This is a genomic window from Halorubrum sp. SD612, assembly GCF_002135005.1.
This window is the reverse complement of record NZ_NEWI01000016.1, coordinates 16,121-31,998: the sequence shown is the minus strand read 5'-3', so window position 1 is coordinate 31,998 and position 15,878 is coordinate 16,121. Positions and strand designations below refer to the sequence as shown.

General features: G+C 67.0%; 17 protein-coding genes. 5 read left to right on the top strand and 12 right to left on the bottom strand.

The annotated features are described in order from the left end of the window. The first annotated feature begins 178 nt into the window (after window positions 1-178). Window positions 179-628: an acyl-CoA thioesterase gene (locus B9G38_RS03370; RefSeq protein ID WP_086219479.1), complete on the top strand. Its 450-nt coding sequence runs from the start codon at window positions 179-181 to the stop codon at window positions 626-628. A 69-nt stretch (window positions 629-697) separates the two neighbouring features. After that, window positions 698-871, top strand: a complete 174-nt coding sequence (locus B9G38_RS18005) for a hypothetical protein (RefSeq protein ID WP_158093817.1) — start codon at window positions 698-700, stop codon at window positions 869-871. Between the two features lie 70 nt (window positions 872-941). Here the strand turns inward: B9G38_RS18005 and B9G38_RS03365 are convergent, their stop codons facing one another. Beyond that, window positions 942-1,802, bottom strand: coding sequence for an ABC transporter permease (locus tag B9G38_RS03365; protein ID WP_086219478.1), 861 nt, complete (start codon window positions 1,800-1,802; stop codon window positions 942-944). After that, window positions 1,799-2,866, bottom strand: a complete 1,068-nt coding sequence (locus B9G38_RS03360; RefSeq protein WP_086219477.1) for an ABC transporter ATP-binding protein — start codon at window positions 2,864-2,866, stop codon at window positions 1,799-1,801. Before B9G38_RS03360 ends, B9G38_RS03365 begins: the two co-directional genes overlap by 4 nt. A 56-nt stretch (window positions 2,867-2,922) precedes the next feature. Here B9G38_RS03360 and B9G38_RS03355 point away from each other — a divergent pair, with 56 nt between their 5' ends. Further along, window positions 2,923-3,381, top strand: coding sequence for a hypothetical protein (locus B9G38_RS03355; RefSeq protein WP_086219476.1), 459 nt, complete (start codon window positions 2,923-2,925; stop codon window positions 3,379-3,381). 144 nt (window positions 3,382-3,525) lie between these two features. Further along, complete coding sequence (locus B9G38_RS03350; RefSeq protein ID WP_086219475.1) at window positions 3,526-3,801, top strand: hypothetical protein; 276 nt, start codon at window positions 3,526-3,528, stop codon at window positions 3,799-3,801. 53 nt (window positions 3,802-3,854) lie between these two features. On the opposite strand, the gene B9G38_RS03345 is transcribed toward B9G38_RS03350, so the two are convergent. From B9G38_RS03345 to B9G38_RS03315, 7 genes are all read right to left on the bottom strand, one after another. After that, on the bottom strand, window positions 3,855-4,799 hold the full coding sequence (locus B9G38_RS03345; RefSeq protein ID WP_086219474.1) for an ABC transporter substrate-binding protein: 945 nt from the start codon (window positions 4,797-4,799) through the stop codon (window positions 3,855-3,857). 111 nt (window positions 4,800-4,910) lie between these two features. After that, a complete protein-coding gene (locus B9G38_RS03340) occupies window positions 4,911-5,405 on the bottom strand; it encodes a hypothetical protein (RefSeq protein WP_086219473.1) in 495 nt (164 codons plus the stop codon). A 43-nt stretch (window positions 5,406-5,448) separates the two neighbouring features. Then, window positions 5,449-5,850, bottom strand: a complete 402-nt coding sequence (locus B9G38_RS03335) for a hypothetical protein (RefSeq protein ID WP_086219472.1) — start codon at window positions 5,848-5,850, stop codon at window positions 5,449-5,451. Continuing rightward, window positions 5,850-7,178, bottom strand: coding sequence for an ABC transporter ATP-binding protein (locus B9G38_RS03330; RefSeq protein ID WP_394334907.1), 1,329 nt, complete (start codon window positions 7,176-7,178; stop codon window positions 5,850-5,852). Before B9G38_RS03330 ends, B9G38_RS03335 begins: the two co-directional genes overlap by 1 nt. 1 nt (window position 7,179) lies before the next feature. After that, on the bottom strand, window positions 7,180-8,274 hold the full coding sequence (locus tag B9G38_RS03325) for an ABC transporter ATP-binding protein (RefSeq protein WP_086219470.1): 1,095 nt from the start codon (window positions 8,272-8,274) through the stop codon (window positions 7,180-7,182). Further along, window positions 8,271-9,713 carry an ABC transporter permease gene (locus B9G38_RS03320; RefSeq protein WP_086219469.1) on the bottom strand — a complete coding sequence of 481 codons (1,443 nt, stop codon included), beginning with the start codon at window positions 9,711-9,713 and terminating at the stop codon, window positions 8,271-8,273. The genes B9G38_RS03325 and B9G38_RS03320 overlap by 4 nt, the downstream gene beginning before the upstream one ends. Window positions 9,714-9,716: 3 nt before the next feature. After that, window positions 9,717-10,760, bottom strand: a complete 1,044-nt coding sequence (locus B9G38_RS03315) for an ABC transporter permease (RefSeq protein ID WP_086219468.1) — start codon at window positions 10,758-10,760, stop codon at window positions 9,717-9,719. 102 nt (window positions 10,761-10,862) lie between these two features. Between B9G38_RS03315 and B9G38_RS03310 the strand changes: the two genes are divergently transcribed. Then, window positions 10,863-12,695: an ABC transporter substrate-binding protein gene (locus B9G38_RS03310; RefSeq protein WP_086219467.1), complete on the top strand. Its 1,833-nt coding sequence runs from the start codon at window positions 10,863-10,865 to the stop codon at window positions 12,693-12,695. A gap of 135 nt (window positions 12,696-12,830) precedes the next feature. Here the strand turns inward: B9G38_RS03310 and B9G38_RS03305 are convergent, their stop codons facing one another. The 3 genes from B9G38_RS03305 to B9G38_RS03295 all read right to left on the bottom strand — a co-directional run bounded on the left by B9G38_RS03305 (window position 12,831) and on the right by B9G38_RS03295 (window position 15,629). Beyond that, window positions 12,831-13,106 (bottom strand): hypothetical protein, encoded by a 276-nt coding sequence (locus tag B9G38_RS03305; RefSeq protein WP_086219466.1) that lies wholly within the window; start codon window positions 13,104-13,106, stop codon window positions 12,831-12,833. Next, window positions 13,103-13,753, bottom strand: a complete 651-nt coding sequence (locus B9G38_RS03300; protein ID WP_086219465.1) for a class I SAM-dependent methyltransferase — start codon at window positions 13,751-13,753, stop codon at window positions 13,103-13,105. Before B9G38_RS03300 ends, B9G38_RS03305 begins: the two co-directional genes overlap by 4 nt. A 91-nt stretch (window positions 13,754-13,844) precedes the next feature. Further along, window positions 13,845-15,629 (bottom strand): L-lactate permease, encoded by a 1,785-nt coding sequence (locus B9G38_RS03295; protein WP_086219464.1) that lies wholly within the window; start codon window positions 15,627-15,629, stop codon window positions 13,845-13,847. Window positions 15,630-15,878 lie beyond the last annotated feature (249 nt).

Below are 15,878 nucleotides of genomic sequence, written 5' to 3'. Positions count from 1 at the left end.
CGTTGTTTGAGCGGAGCCAACAGCCCTATTTAGGAGTGAAGGTCAAATTACACGGCTCGATAATTTGACGTGCCGGCGAGGCCCGCGAGACGGGCGAGCCGGACTCCCCGGAGCGGGCGTCGCGAGGCCCGCACGACCGAGGACCGGTGTTTTTCCCGCGGCCGCGCCACGGGCGAGCATGCCCAGCGTCAGCGACACGTACATCGAGAACCGCCAGCGCGTCCAGCCCACCCACACGAACAACTACGCGTCGGCCCACGGGGGGAACGTCGTCAAGTGGATGGACGAGATCGGCGCGATGTCCGCGATGCGCGCCGCCGGCGAGACCTGTGTCACCGCCAAGATCAACGCGCTCGACTTCAAGCGGCCGGTACCGCAGGGCGACACCTGCGTCGTCGAGTCGTACGTGTACGCGGTCGGGCGGACGAGCCTCCGGACGCGGATCCGCGCGTACCGCGAGTCGCCGCGCACGGGCGAGCGCGAGCTCACCACGGAGTCGTACTTCGTGTTCGTCGCCGTCGACGCGGACGGGACCCCGACGCCCGTCCCGGAGCTGGCGGTCGCGGGCGAGCGCTGTCGCGAGTTGCGCGACGAGGCGCTCGCCGCGGAGCCGGACGAGGACCGGTAGCGAAGCGCGGTCTCGCTCCGCGGGGCCGGGAGCGACACGTCCATGTGGACCCGGGGACGTCGATCGGGTATGCGGAGAACCGCAGCGGTGTTCCTCACCGGCCTCGCGGCGGCCGGCGTGGCGGTCGGGCTGTTGGTCGCGGTCGGCGCGTCGACGGCGCTGATCCCGACCGGCGCGCTCGGCGCGGCGATCCCGGTGGCGCTGATCTACGCCGTGGTGACGGCCGAGGACGCGTCGGGCTAGAACTGCCCGTCGGGCGTGTCGAATCGCCCGCGAATCGAACCCCGACGCGCCGCGGACGGCGACGCGTCGGTCAGTAGTCGCCGAGCACGCCGAGCCGCCGCGCCCGCGCCGTCGCGTACTCGAACACGAGGTACCCGCCGACCAGGTAGCCGACGGCGACGGCGACGAGCAGCGCCAAGTCGGTCAGGGGGAACTCCCAGAGCCGGACGCCGTCGACCATCACCCGCTGGAGCATGGCGCTGCCGTGCGCCAACGGGAGCACGCGCGTCCACGGCAGGTCGAAGACGGGCGCCGAGATCAGCGCGACGAAGCCGAACTGTAAGAGGTTGAGCCAGTTGCCGATCTGCTTGTAGAGGACCGTCACGCCGCCGGCGGCGAAGCCGAGCCCGAGCACCGAGGTGATCGACAGCCCGGCGACGACGACCACCGTCAGCGGCGCGAGGCTGAGCTGCGTCCCCGTGATGACGAGCATCAGCGCGAGGATGACGGCGCTCGTGAGGAACGTCCGCACCACCTTCGCGATCCCCTTCAACAGCGCGACGGGCGCGAAGCCGAACGGGGTGGTGATGTGGCGCTCTAAGGTGCCCCACTGTACCTCGCTACCGATGTCGTTCGACACCGACGAGTACGCGCCCACCGACAGCGTCCACAGGAAGTAGCCGACGACGATCCCCTCGATCGAGTCCGTCAGCGCCTGGCCCGCGAGGAGTTGGCCGCCGAGGAACAGCGCGGCGAAGAAGAACAGCGAGACTACGACCCCCCCGATCGCGTTGGCCGGATACCGCACGAATATCAGGTACTCCCGGTACAACACCGCTCGCGCGAGGTGGTAGTAGGTGGCCGGGCGGGGCTCCTCGTCGACGGCCGCGTGGTCGGTACCGGTCGATCCGCCCGCGGCCGTCCCGTCCGTGCGCGACGCGTCCGCGCTCACCGCGACCCGCCTCCGAGTCCGGCCTCGCCCGCGACGCCCGTGCGTTCGAGGAACACGTCCTCGAGGTCGGGCTGGACGGTACGGACGTCCGAGACGGTGACGCCGGCCGCGCGGAGCGCGTCCATCAGCTCGTACAGCCGGTCGCCGCCCGCGACGACCGTCACCGCCGGCGGCCGCGACTCGCGGTCGACCGTCCGCACGTCGAACCGCTCGCGCAGGTCGGCGACCGTCTCCCCGTCGAGGTCCGGGCTCGCCACGCGGACGGCGTCGCCGTCGGCCGCGCCGAGCAGCGCCGCGACGGTGTCGTCGGCGACGATCCGGCCGTTCGACAGCATGACGACGCGGTCGCACACCGCCTCGATCGTCGTCATGTCGTGGCTGCTGACGACGATGGTGAGCCCCTCCTCGACGGCGAGCCGGCGCAGCTCAGCCCGGAGCGTCCGCGCGCTCTCGACGTCGAGTCCGAGCGTCGGCTCGTCCAAGAAGACCAGCTCCGCGCCGCCCGCCAGTACGCTCGCCAGCGACACCTTCTGTTTCATGCCGCGCGAGAGCTCGCGGACCGGCGTGTCCGCCTTGTCGGCCAGGTCGAGCCGGTCGAGCAACCGGTCGTGACGCCCCGCGACGGAGTCGGGGTCGACCCCGCTTATCGTCGCGAAGTAGCGGAGGTTCTCCTGGACCGTGAGCCGCCAGTAGTCGTTTCGCGCGCCCTCCAACATCGCGTCCACGTCGGCGTAGGCGGCCCGGCGGCCGTCGCGCACGTCGTTGCCGAACACCCGCACCGACCCCGCGTCGGGGATGACGATGCCGAGCGCGCACTTGATCAGCGTCGTCTTCCCCGCGCCGTTGGGGCCGAGCAGGCCGACGATCGACCCGCGCTCGACGGCGAGGCTCACGTCGTCGACCGCGGTCACCGCGTCGTCGCCGTCGCCGAACCGCTTCGTGAGCCGCTCGACCGAGAGGGCGGGCGGGCCAGTCGCCGCCGCCGTCGATACGCCGTCGCTCTCGTCCCGCGTCTCGTCGCGCTCGCGGGGACCGCCGCTCGCGCTCGCCGCGCTCCGTGCCATTGCCACCGGATACGAGCCGAGCGGGGATATATCCGCGCTCGCCCCCGAGCGGGCGCATGGACCTCGATCGGTTCGCGGCGGACGCCCCCGAGGACGACGCGCCCGACGACGCCCGGGTCTGCGTCGTCGCGACGCAGCCGGACACCTTCGAGCGCTGTCGCGACGGGTTCTACCCCGCGCCGCGGTCGTACGACCGCACCCGCGCCGACTTCGACTACGTGGCCTTCTACCGGACCGCGCCGGTGTCGGCGGTCACGCACTACGCCCGCGTCGTCGCCCGGACCGAGCAGACGCGCGGCGAGCCGGGCCCGATGGACGCGGGCGACTGGCGGGACCTCATCGACCCGTTCTCCGACGAGCGCGTCGTGGTCGTCTTCGAGCTCGACGAGCTGAGACCCCTCGATAGCCCCGTCGAGAACGACCTGAACGGCGTGCGCGGCGCGTGGTACTGTACGGTCGACGACCTCCGCGAGGCGGCGACGCTGTCGGGGCTGCGCGGGCGCGCCGAGACCTGACCGTCCGCGCCGAGACCGACGGCCCCGCGGGTTGGCCCGGCGCGTGCCGCATCGAGGCGCGAACAGGGGAGGGAGGCCCCCGTCGGCTCGCTGTCCGTGTGAGCGGTCCGACATTTCATAACCCCACGCGTAGACGCCATTTACATGTCGTTACCGCCGTTTATCGACCGGGAATCAGGGGAACTGGACCTGGGACGGATCCGAGCAGAGGTCTTCCCGCTCGCCGGACTCATCCTGTTGTTCGGGGGGCTGGCGCTGCTCGTGTTCCTGCTCACGCTGCTGGTCGCCGGAAACTCGATACTCGGCGGGTTCCTCGTCGTCGTGACGCAGTTCACCCTCGCCGTCGGCACCGGTATCGTGCTGATGTACGTCGTCGCGCGGGGAATACAGCTCGCCGACGAGGAGGAGCAGTCTCGGTAGCGGTGGCCGCGAAGAGCGTCGCCGGAACCCGAACCGTCGGCCCGCGGTCGGCGTCACCCGCCGTCGGCGCGCGCTGATGGCGTCTCCGCGCGCTCGACGCGCCCGATCCGGTCGTGCGCGGCGGGCGTCGTCGCGGCGTGGTCGGGGTGGAGGCAGGCGAAAAGCGCCTCCAGCGAGTCGACGAGCCGGTGGCTCGGGCGATTGAAGAGGCCGTTGCCGTCGACGGCGTAGACGCGACCGTCGGCGACCGCACCGAGCTCGTCGAAGCCGGGACGGGCGGCGAGGTCGGCGACCGCCCGCTCGGCGCGCTCCCGCTCGAACCCGCAGGGCGCGACGACGAGGGCCTCGGGGTCGGCGGCGACGACGTCGTCCCACGCGACCGGCTCGGACGGGCCGTCGGGCTGGAAGGCGGGGTCGGCGCCCGCGATCTCGACCATGTCGCGCACCCAGTGGCCCGCGCGGATCGGCGGGTCGGTCCAGTCGAGGACGGCGGCCCGGGGGCGCCCCTCGTCGGCGACGGCGCGCTCGGCGCGCTCGCGGACGGCGTCGACGCGCTCGCGGAGGTCGGCGCGGAGGTCGCTCGCGGCCGCCTCCTCGCCGACCGCCTCGCCGATCCGCACCACGTCGTCGAGGGCGTCGGCGAACGAGTGGGGGTCGCAGGCGAGCACCTCGGGTTCGGGGTCGAGGCGCGCGGCGGCCGCGCGGACCTCGCTCGCGTCGACCGCGCAGACGTCGCAGGTGGCCTGCGTGACGAGGAGGTCCGGCTCCAGGGCGGCGAGCCGCGCCTCGTCGAGGTCGTACACCGCGCCGTCGACCTCGCGCATCTGTTCGTCGATGTCGGCCGCCGAGCGGTCCGCGTGGTCGACGACCGTGCTCGTCAGCGTCGGCAACTCGCTGGCGGCCGGCGGGTGGTCGCAGCTGTGGGAGACGCCGACCGGCTCGACGCCGAGCGCGAACAGCGTCTCCGTGGCGGAGGGGAGGAGGGAGGCGACGCGCATACACTAACTCAGGCGCTCGGCGGTGAAAAGTCAGGGGTCGCCAAAGGTAGCGGTTAGATAGGCTGATTCCGTGGGCGAACGGACCGCCGTGTTAGGCCGACGATAGCCGGCTCAGTCTTCGGGGAAGAACTTCCCCGGTTCGTCGTGTCGGAACGAGCCGAGATGAGTGGTGTCGAGTTTCTGGACGTGGGTGTACACCACCCCTTCCTCCTCGGTCACCGGCCGGAGCGACTGTCCGTGTCGGTTGTCGTACTGCGCGGCGAGTAGGATCGCGTTCCGTGAGGGTGCGTCGAGCAGTTGGAGAAGGAAGAACACCTTCCCCCCGATATCCCGGTGGAACACGTCGTAGCGCTCGAACCCGTCCGCTTCGAACGCCTCCCGGAACGCCGATTCGTAGTTGCCGGGGATCACGTGAACGAAGCCAAACCTCCCCTCTTCGCCGACATCGGGGACTTCGGGCGCGGCGTGGCCGACCGGAATCGCGACGGTCTCCCACCCCTCCGTCTCGAGTTCAGACGCGATCGATTCCATCTCCTGTAACGTTCGGCGCCACGCGTCCTTCCGCGCCTCAACGCTCGTCGGGGGATCCTCAGTCGGCTCAGGCATGATCCGAGATATGGAAATGTCACCTAAATACCTCCCGACGACATCAGACGCCAAGCACTGCCTCCAGTCCGAACGACACGAGGAGGATCGCCAGTCCCGAGAGGAACCGTTTCGTACCGAGAGCGAAGTACCGGCCGACGGGGAGGCCGAGACATCGGGTCGGCGAGAGGCGGTCGACGACCCGCTGCGTCCGAGAGACTTCGTCGGGAGCCGACTCTCGGACGTCCGACGGGTCGCTCGGCCAAAGCTGTGCGATACCGACGCCGACCTGTAGGAACCCGCCGACGAACAGCAGGTACTTGAGGACGACCAACGGCTCCGCGAAGAGCGCCCCGACGGCCAACCCGACGAGCGACGCGGCTCCCGCCGTGATGACGGCGTAGACGACGCCGTCGATCGTTTTGGAGAGGAACACCGCAACCGGCGACATCCGATCCGTCGACATCACTCGGCGTCGAGGGTCGAAGACGGCGGTTCGTACTCCGGGGCGTGGCGGTGGCAGTAGCTCGACCGCCCGTCGTCGTCGACGGTGTAGTACTCGGGCGTGTCGGTGTCGCACGGACCGCCGATTTCCTGTTTCAGGTAGCTCTGAGCGGCTTCGGGGTTCCCGTTGTTCACCTCGTGGACGACACGCTCGACATGGGTCGACAGCTCGGGCGAGAGGTCGACATCACCGAACACCTCCTCGATAATCTCGTCGACATCGGAGATTCGCGTCTCCAGTCCGAGCAGTTCGCGGGCGATCACGGTTATCGAGCGGTCGGTGTGCGCCCGCTCTCTGAGGATCCCTCGGAGCTCCTCTATCGCCCGCCACACGTCGTCGTCGACGGAGCGGTACTCGTCCGGACGGATCTTCGTCGGGCAGCGCGTCGAGAACGGACAACCCTCCGGCGGGTTCCGCGGACTCGGCGGCGCCCCGCGGAGCGTGATCCGTTCGGACTCGGCGTAGGGGTCCGGTTCGGGTATCGCCGACAGTAGCGAGTGAGTGTACGGGTTCGCGGGATTTTCGAACAGCCGCTCGGTCTCGCCGAGCTCCATGATGTGGCCAAGGTACATCACCGCGACGCGGTCAGCCAGGTGGCGGACGACCGAGAGGTCGTGGGCGATCAGCAGGTACGTCAGATCGAGGTCGGACTGGAGGTCTCGAAGCAGGTTGAGGATCTTGGCCTGGACCGACACGTCGAGCGCCGAGACCGGCTCGTCGAGCACGAGGAACTCGGGTTCGAGCGCGAGCGCGCGAGCGATCCCGATACGCTGGCGCTGGCCGCCGGAGAACTGGTGCGGGTACCGGAAGTAGTGATTCTCGGAGAGTCCGACCTTCTCCAGCAGTTCGCGCACCCGCTCGTCGCGTTCGGCTTTCGTCTTCCAGTCGTGAACGTCGAGCGGGTCGCGGATCAGCTCCCCGACGGTCATCCGCTCGTTGAGACTCGAGTCGGGGTCCTGAAACACCATTTGGGCGTTACGTCGCCACTGCTTGAGATCGCTTCCGGAAAGCGTCGTGATATCGGTGTCGTCGAACTGGATCTCGCCGCTCGTGGGCGTCTCCAACCGGACGAGCGTCCGTCCGAGCGTGGTCTTCCCACAGCCGGATTCACCGACGAGCCCGAGCGTCTCTCCGCGGTGGATGTCAAAGCTCACCCCGTCGACGGCTTTTACCGAGTCGTCCGAGAGAAAACTGTCCGCGCCGTAGTGTTTCCGAAGGTTGCGGACGCTGACCAGCACGTCGTCGTCGGTAGTCGTCGCTCGCTGCGCTTGCTCGGGCGTCGTGTTCACTTTACTCATTGTCAACCTCCGTGTCGGAATCCGCCCTCCGTCGTTTGTGCTCCTCGACCGCCGCCTCCCGAGTCAAGTCGTCCGGGTACAACAGACACGCTGCTTGGTGACCGGTTCTCCCGGATTCGACGTCGACCGGCGCGGGGTGGACCTCCTCGCACGCGTCGAACTTCTTTGGACACCGCGGGTGGAACCGGCAGTCGCTCGGCGCCTCCGTCGGTGTCGGCACGTCCCCCTCAATCGTTCTGAGGTACGTCTCGTCGGGGAACCGGCCGGGAATGCTCTTCAGCAGCCCCTCCGTGTACGGGTGAGCGGGGTTCTCAAAGATCTCTCCGACAGGGCCGGACTCCACGATTTCGCCGGCGTACATCACGTTAACCCAGTCGCTGATCTCCGCGATCACGCCCATGTCGTGGGTGATGAAGATGATACTGAGGTCGCGCTCGTCCTGAAGATCCTGAAGCAGCTCGAGGATCTGTGCCTGAATCGTCACGTCCAACGCGGTCGTCGGTTCGTCGCAGATCAGCAGATCCGGGTCACACGCCAGCGCCATCGCGATGACCGCGCGCTGACGCATCCCGCCGGAGAACTGGTGGGGGTACTCGTCGAGTCGCCGCCGGGCGTCGGGGATGCTCACCGACTCGAGGAGCTCGATCGCCGCCTCGTCGGCCGCCTCACCTCGAAGCCCCTGATGGACCCGCAGCGTCTCTTTGATCTGGTTTCCTACCGTGTACACCGGGTTCAGGCTGGTGAGCGGGTCTTGGAACACCATCGCGATCCCACTGCCTCGCACCTCCCGGTACTCGTCTTCCGTCATCCCGGTCAGCTCACGCCCCCTGAACGTGATCGAGGAGTCGTCCCCGATCCGCCCGGGGGCGTCGACCAGCCCCATGATCGAGCGCGCCGTCACGCTCTTGCCGGAACCGGACTCGCCGACGATGCCGACGGTCTCGCCTTCTCGAACCTCGAAGCTGATCCCCTCGACCGCCCGAACCGTCTCCTTGTCGGTGTGGAACACGGTCTGGAGGTCCTCCACGGCGAGCATCGCTTCGTCAGCACCGACGGTATCCGACCGGAGTTCCGGGGTTCTGCTCATGCGCCACCCCCACCGGCCGCGGCGGCGGTCGCTTCGTCGCCCTCGGCGCTCTGTGGATCGACCGCGTCGCGGATCCCATCTCCCATCGCGTTGAACGCGGTGACGACCAGCGTGATCAAGAATCCCGGGATCAGCGAGATGTGCCACGACGCGGAGGCGACGTACGGCTGTCCGAGACTGATCGCTCGTCCCCACTCGGGCGTTGGCGGTGTGATGCCGAGTCCGAGGAACGAAAGCCCTGCGACGGAGATTATCACCCCACCGAGCGTGAGTGAGGCGTAGATCAGCATGTACCCGACGATGTAGGGCGCCATGTGTTTACGCATGATCTGCGCGGGATGTTGCCCGTAGTTTTTCGCGGCGTCTATCCACTCCTCTTCGGCAACTTGGAACGACGGCCCACGGATTGCCCGCCAGAGATACGGCCAGTATATCAGTGTAAACAGCGCGATGAACAGCAAAGCCCCGTTATACACCGTCGCGATCCAAGTGTTTGAAAACACCACCGCGGCTAGAATGAGAATCATCAGCACGGGTAACGCCTGAATCGAGTCGCTAGTGACGACCAGTGCCAAGTCGACGGCGCCCTTGTAGAACGAGGATATCATCGCGAACGACATCGCGAGGACGCCCGCCCCGAGCATCGAGCTGACGCCGATGAACAGCGAGATGCGAGCCCCGTACGCGAGGAACGTGAACAGGTCCTTCCCCGAGGGCAGCGTGCCGAAGGGGTGGAACCGATTGAAGTTGTCGTACTCCCACGGGCCGACGTTGCGCGCGACCGAGCCGACGGAGGTCGACTGCCGGTTCGCCGCTCCGGCCGTCGTGGTCTGAACCTCGCCGGTCTCTTCGGAGAAGTACTGGATCTGGTGGGAGTACGGGTCCTGGATGTTCTGCTCCATCGTCGTCGGGCTCACGACGGGCGCGAACAGCGCCAAAAGGAGGAACAACGCAACGATGACCATCCCGAACTTCCCCCACTGGTGGCTCCTGAGCCGGTCGATGATATCATCCGTCGGCGTCCAGTCCGCGACGCGATAGTGGCGGCGGAACGTGATGTAGCCGAACCACAGCCACCCACACCAGACCGCCCCGTAGACGATCACCAAGGTGACCCGGATGAGCCAGGCGTACTTCGGCTCCAGCCCGAGAAACGTGCCCACCCACTCTTCACCGGTGTAGTAACCCTGGTTCGGCACGACGTCGCGCGAAATCAGCGTCGGGAGTGACTGGGATACACTGACCGCGCCTGAGAGCGGGGCAGTCCCGAGGGCGAACCGAAGGATGTCGTTCGTTACACTCAGCACGAAAGAGAACACTGCCCCGACCTCGCCGAGAAGGAGGAGCAACGCCCCCACCAGCCATCGGACGAACGGAACGGGGTGGTCACGCACTCGGTCGCGGTACGTCGCTGTCGTTGCCGTTTGTTCGGCGGACATGAATTATTGATCCTCGAATCCAACGCGGGGATCCAGCACCGTGTACAGCAGGTCCTGGATGATGTTGAGTGTAACCAACGTCAGGATGAACACGAACAGCAGCGACGAGACCAGCGGGAGGTCACCTTGAATCGCCGACTGGAAGAAGAGGTAGCCGATCCCGTTGATCCCGAACACCACCTCGACCAGCACGGAGCCACCGATCAGCAGGAACGCCTCTCCAGTGATCACCGGCACCAGCGGGATCAGAGCGTTTCGGAAGATGTGCTTCCAGACGATATTGCGCCGGCTCATTCCCTTCGCTCGTGCGGTTTCGATGTAGTTCGAGTTCACCGTCTCTAACACTGCGGTCCGGCCGATCCGCATCTCGTTCCCCATCGACGCCGACCCGAGCACCAGCGCGGCGGGGAGAATCTGTTTTGTCGCCGCGAGGACGACCGGCCACGTCTCTCCGGGCGACGTGATCAAGCTGAGCGGGTCCCCAAGGAACCCGATCGACGGGGGCGTCACGACATCCGTCTCGACGAGAAGCGTCTGCCATTCGAAGCCGAACAGTTGCTGGGACTGCGAGAGCACGGAGACGAGGATAATAGCGAGCCAGAAGTTCGGCATTGCCCGCCAGACAATCCCGCCGAACGAGGCGAAGTAGTCGCTCAGCGTGTTGGGGTTCAACCCCGCGTAGAATCCGAGCGGAATGCCGATGAACAGCGGAATCAGGATCGACCAGAACCCGAGCCACAGGGTACGGGGAGCGTACGACGCGATGAGTTCGTACGCGTCGTCACCCGGACTGATCACCCACGACTGCCCGAGATCGAAGGTGAACAGATTCCACATGTAATCGAGATACTGATCCCACAGCGGGTCGTTTAGCCCCAGGGATTCTCTTAGCTGCTCGTACTCAGTCGGGTCACCGGACGGTCCCAGAATTGCCGCCGCAGGATCGATCGGGCCGACACGGATGATCAGAAATGCCACCGTCGTCCCCAAGATGAGTACGGGTATCGAGAGGAGTAGCCGACGGAGGAAGTAGTTCCATTTGGCCATCGATGTGTGGTGTGCTACTTCTTATCGCACATAAATTTTTCAATAGTCTACATCGTTGCCCATTTGTGGATATTTTTACACATCACCTCCATGGGCCTTTTCATGGGATCTGGTGACACAGACGCCTCGCGGCGGACTTTTCTGAAAACAACTGGTGCGGCGGCGACTGGTGCGGCACTGGCGGGTTGTGCCGGCGGCGACGAGCCGACAGCGACTGATACGAACGAGTCGGACACGGACACCGACACGGACGATGGGTCGGACGACGGCGGAGACGGCGGCGACGCCGGGAACGAACTCCAGCTCATCAACGCGACGATGAGTTCCCTCGATCCGGTTCAGGCGTCGGACACGGCCTCGTCGGAGGTCACGACGCAGATCTTCGACGGACTGCTGAACTGGGTGGACGGCGGTGTTCCGGTTGAGTCTCGCTTAGCCGCCGACTACTCGGTTAGCGACGATTTCCTCACGTACACCTTCGAACTCAAGGAGGGTGTCACGTATCACAACGGTGATGAAGTCACGGCACAGGACTTCGTCTACGCGTGGGAGCGGCTCGCTGCGTCGCCGAACTCCCAAGCGCCGTCGGACATCCTGAGCGCGGTGAATATCGCTCACGAGGAGACGGAAGACGGGTCGTACGTCTCCGGCACCCTCCAGATGGAGGCCGTCGACGACTACACCTTCGAGTTCACGCTCGCGGCCCCATTCGCGTCGGCCACCCAGGTGATGGCGAACAACCAGTTCGCCGTCTATCCGGAGGGTATCGTCGGCGACATCGAGGGGTACGACGGCGAGATGGACCAGGGCACGTTCGCCTCCGATAACCCCATCGGCGCCGGACCCTTCGAGTTCGAGGAGTGGCAGTCCGGCACGGAAGCGATGGTCTCGGCGTACGACGATTACCACGGCAGTGGACCTGAGGTGGACGGCATCCATTGGCAGATCATCGCGGACCCCTCGGCGCGGTTCAACTACGCGATGAACCAGAACGCTGATATGTTTGCCATCCCGACCTCCCAGTTCAGCGCGAGCAACTACACGATCGACCGAACGGACGAGCAGGGCCGGCAGCGTGGGACGTACGAAGCCCGCAACGGAGAGTCACTGGCTGCGACCGGTGTCCCGACGCTGAACTACTACTACATCGGGTTCAACATGCCGGCGGTGCCGAAGCCCGTGCGACAGGCGCTGGCGCACGCGATGAACCAGCAGACGATCGCCCAACAGGTGTTCAAGAACCGGGCGGTGCCGGCGTACCACTCGATGTCGCCGAACATCTATCCCGGCGGCGCGGAGGCGTACAACCAGCACGCAGCGGAGAACTACCCGTACGGGTACAACCAGACCGACCTCGAAGGCGCGCGGCAGGTGATGGAAGAGGCCGGCTACGGCCCGAACAACCGCTACGAACTCGACTGGCTCCAGTACCAGTCGAGTACGTGGCTGAGCGTGGCGAACACGCTTCGTGACAAGCTGACCAACGCGTACATCGACATGCAGATCGAGCAGGCGCCGTTCTCAACCCTGCTCGAACGGGTGCGAGCCCTCAACGTGGAAGCGTTCACGCTCGCGTGGAACGTTCCCTGGGCGGCGCCGGACGCGTTCGTCAAGCACCTCGATCCCTCGCGGTCGGACCCGACCGGGGGCCCGGTAGAGATGTACGCCGACTGGCCGAACGACACCGAGGCGGCCCAGAGCGCGATCGAGGCCTGGGAGCGGATCGAGAACAACCCCCTCGCGAACGACGAAGACACGGAGATCCGCAACGAGGCCGCCATCACGATGGAGGAAGCCAACTGGGAGGACGTGGCGAACCTCCCCGTTTACCACGAGATCGAACAGCGGTTCCACTACGACCACGTCGACGTCGACGCCTTCGGCTCCGGCGGGTCCTACAAGCAGAAACACGACACGACGACGCTGGACCGCTAGCGGACGGCGGTTCACTCCGACGCTTGGGACTTTTTTAACCGCCACGATCGGTGTTGAGCGCGGGCAGCACCTCCAGAGGCAGGGGTAGTAGCGAGACGACGCGGGTACGCAACCTGAGGCGGTCAGACGCAAAAGCTAGGCGTCGTCTCCACCGATCACGTCCGCGGTCGCCGCCGCGTACGCGGCCGCGAGGTCCCCGTTCGGGAGCGCGTCGAGCGCGGCCGCGCAGCCCCACCGGACCCGGTCGCGCCGCTCGCCGGGCGGGAGCTTGTTCGTCGCCACCGTCTCCGCGGTGTCGAGCAGCGCCCGCGCGGTGTCGGCGTCGCCGCGCCGGGCGGCCGCTCGCGCCTCCGCGAGCAGCTGGTCGAGGCTCGCGCGCACGTCGTGGGGCACCTCGTCGGGGTCGGTCACGGCGCCGTCCGCGTTTCGTCGGGCTCGCCCGCCAGCCGCGCGAACGCGAACTCCGTGCTGCTCCCCAGCGGGTCGGTCGCGGTCCGCGTCTCGACGTCGGAGAACCCCGCCGCGCGGAGCTGGTCGAGCGCCCGCTCGCGGCCGGGCGCGGAGAAGAACATCTCGCCGCCCATCCAGCCGCGGCGGACCGTCTCGAACCGGCCGCTCGGCAGGGTCAGCAGGAGCCGACCGCCGGGCCGGAGGACGCGCGCGAACTCGTCGTACACGTCCGGATGGCGCTCGCGCTCGACGTGAAACACCGCGTGGTACGCCGTGACCGCGTCGAAGCGGTCGGCCGCGAACGGGAGCGCCGACATCTCGCCGTGGACGAGCCGGGCGTCCGGAACGGTCTCCCGGGCGAGGTCGAGCCCCCGGCGGGAGACGTCGACCCCGACGCTGTCCGGCGGGAGGTTCGCGAGGGTCCGCGCGCCGTCGCCGCAGCCGACGTCGAGGACGAGCGGTCCCCCGTCGGCCGCGACCGCCGGATCGCTCGCCAGCGCGTCGAGCAGGTCGTCGATCAGCGCCGCGTCCGAACCGTCGGGGTCCCGGCGGGCGGCGTACGTCTCGGCGACCTCGTCCCACGCGCGGCGCACGGCGTTGCGGTCCATGGGCGTAACACGGGCGCGAGCGGCATGATTATTCGGGCGGGCGGCGGATGCGGAAACCACCGCGAGCGAGGGAACCGGGTCCGCGGCTCCCTCAGAAGGTCGCGGGGACCACCACGTAGGCGAGGAGCAGGGTGATAAGACCGGTGGCAACCCCGTAGTACAGCACCGGTATCAGCTCCAGTCGGATGACGCGCCCCTCCTCGCCGATGAGACCGACGACGGTGAGCGCGGCGACGACGTTGTGGATGGCGATGAGGTTCCCGATCGCGCCGCCGACCGCCTGCGCGGCGACCACGATCTGGGTCGGAGCCCCGATCTGCTGGGCCGCCTCGAACTGGAAGAGGCCGAACAGGATGTCGCTGACCGTGTTGGAGCCCGCGATGAACGCGCCGAACGCGCCGATGAAGCCCGAGAAGAACGGGAACAGCTGCCCGGTGAGGTTCGCCGTGGCGTCGGACAACAGCTGGAGCATGCCTAGGTTGACGGTCTCAACGTTTTCGACCACGACTGGCGCGCCGGTCTTTTGCATGATCATTACCGTCGCGACGGCGAACCAGAGGGCGATCACCGCCGGAATGATGTTCGAGACGGCTTCGCCCCACGAGTCTTTGATCCCCTCGGCGTCCATTCCGTGGAGTCCGTACGTCACGACCGCGACCAGCACGAACAACGACCCGGGCAGGTAGAGCATCTCGACGCCCTCGGAGAACGGCGTCCCGAGGATGTTGTTCCACGTGATGACGCCGGTCGACGAGAGGAAACTCTGAACGGGACCGACGACCCGGGTCACGATCAGCAGGGCGGCGACGAGGACGTACGGAGTCCACGCCATGCCGAGTGACATGTCCTGGCCGTGCATCTCCTCGAAGCGGCTAGTACCGCCGTCGGCCGCTATCTTCTGGTTGGTGTTGGTGTCGCCCATGCCGGTCCCCGGTTCGATCTTCCCGATCCAGTGGTCGGGCCACTGCTCTTGGGGTCCGAAGTCCCACTCCTCGTCCGGCAGGAAGTAGCCCGCTCGGAGCGTCGAACCGACGATGAGCAGGCCGACCATCGCGCCCAGTAGCCCGGGGAACGTCGGCCCGAGGAAGTACGCCGTCAGGAGGTACGGGACCACGAAGGAGGCCCACGCGAACAGGGTGAGCGGTAGCACTTCGATGGCGGGCTTGAGCGAGCGCTCCTCACCGAAGAACCGGGTCATCATCGCCACGCCGATGAACGGGATCGCGACGCCGACGATGGCGTGGATGACGGCCGCCCAGAACCCGATCTGTGCGACGTAGGCGCCGACGCTCTCGAAGCCGCCGTTCTGGACGACCTGGTACGCCGCAGTGCCGGCCTCGGTCGGGTCCTGCCCGAAGACGACGTCTTCGAACCCGATGATGAGCGGCGTCCCGACCGCGCCGAAGGTGATCGCGAGGATGTTCCCGGTCAGGGCGACCACCACCGCGGCCAGCGGCGGGAAGCCGAGGCCGACGAGGAGCGGACCGACGATCGCGGCCGGCGTCCCGAACCCGGCCGCCCCCTCGATGAACGACCCCATGAGGAACACGAGCAGGACGACTTGGACGCGCCTGTCGTCGCTGATCGAGGAGAAGCCGGCGTTGATGACCTCGAACGCGCCAGACTGCTTGAGCGTGTACAACAGCAGTATCGCGCCGAAGACGATGACGAGGATCCGCGTCGCCGTCATCGCTCCGCGGATGGACGCCGCCGCGATCAGCGTCGGAGACATCTCCCAGCCGACGTACGCGGCCGCGGCCGCGATCACCCACGCGATAGGCATCGTGATCGTCGCCGGCTGATAGAGGAGGACCATGATGACCGCGATCGCCGCGAGCGGCAGCAACGCCAGAAGTACGAGCAGCGGGTCAGCCACAGAGATCGCCTCCCTTCGCCGCAGGGCCGTTCTCTCCGCGTCCGATACCCCGGAGGCCCACACGTGAGTGGGCCCGCGCTTTATGTTTGCCACGAGGTGGCATGACAGACGTATCGCAATCTCGTTAATTAAATCTGCTGGAAACAATGATTATAGTAATTTTGCGATCACTTATTCAGACACCGCAGTCGACTAGTTCAGACCGGGCTTGACAGAGTCCGGATGTAGAAACCAGGCGGGACGAGCGCC

Bases quoted from the DNA above. Each gene is read 5' to 3' on its own strand.
- B9G38_RS03370 (WP_086219479.1), top strand. From the start codon at position 179: ATGCCCAGCGTCAGCGACACGTACATCGAGAACCGCCAGCGCGTCCAG.
- B9G38_RS18005 (WP_158093817.1), top strand. From the start codon at position 698: ATGCGGAGAACCGCAGCGGTGTTCCTCACCGGCCTCGCGGCGGCCGGC.
- B9G38_RS03360 (WP_086219477.1), bottom strand. From the start codon at position 2,866: ATGGCACGGAGCGCGGCGAGCGCGAGCGGCGGTCCCCGCGAGCGCGAC.
- B9G38_RS03355 (WP_086219476.1), top strand. From the start codon at position 2,923: ATGGACCTCGATCGGTTCGCGGCGGACGCCCCCGAGGACGACGCGCCC.
- B9G38_RS03350 (WP_086219475.1), top strand. From the start codon at position 3,526: ATGTCGTTACCGCCGTTTATCGACCGGGAATCAGGGGAACTGGACCTG.
- B9G38_RS03345 (WP_086219474.1), bottom strand. From the start codon at position 4,799: ATGCGCGTCGCCTCCCTCCTCCCCTCCGCCACGGAGACGCTGTTCGCG.
- B9G38_RS03340 (WP_086219473.1), bottom strand. From the start codon at position 5,405: ATGCCTGAGCCGACTGAGGATCCCCCGACGAGCGTTGAGGCGCGGAAG.
- B9G38_RS03335 (WP_086219472.1), bottom strand. From the start codon at position 5,850: ATGTCGACGGATCGGATGTCGCCGGTTGCGGTGTTCCTCTCCAAAACG.
- B9G38_RS03325 (WP_086219470.1), bottom strand. From the start codon at position 8,274: ATGAGCAGAACCCCGGAACTCCGGTCGGATACCGTCGGTGCTGACGAA.
- B9G38_RS03320 (WP_086219469.1), bottom strand. From the start codon at position 9,713: ATGTCCGCCGAACAAACGGCAACGACAGCGACGTACCGCGACCGAGTG.
- B9G38_RS03315 (WP_086219468.1), bottom strand. From the start codon at position 10,760: ATGGCCAAATGGAACTACTTCCTCCGTCGGCTACTCCTCTCGATACCC.
- B9G38_RS03310 (WP_086219467.1), top strand. From the start codon at position 10,863: ATGGGATCTGGTGACACAGACGCCTCGCGGCGGACTTTTCTGAAAACA.
- B9G38_RS03300 (WP_086219465.1), bottom strand. From the start codon at position 13,753: ATGGACCGCAACGCCGTGCGCCGCGCGTGGGACGAGGTCGCCGAGACG.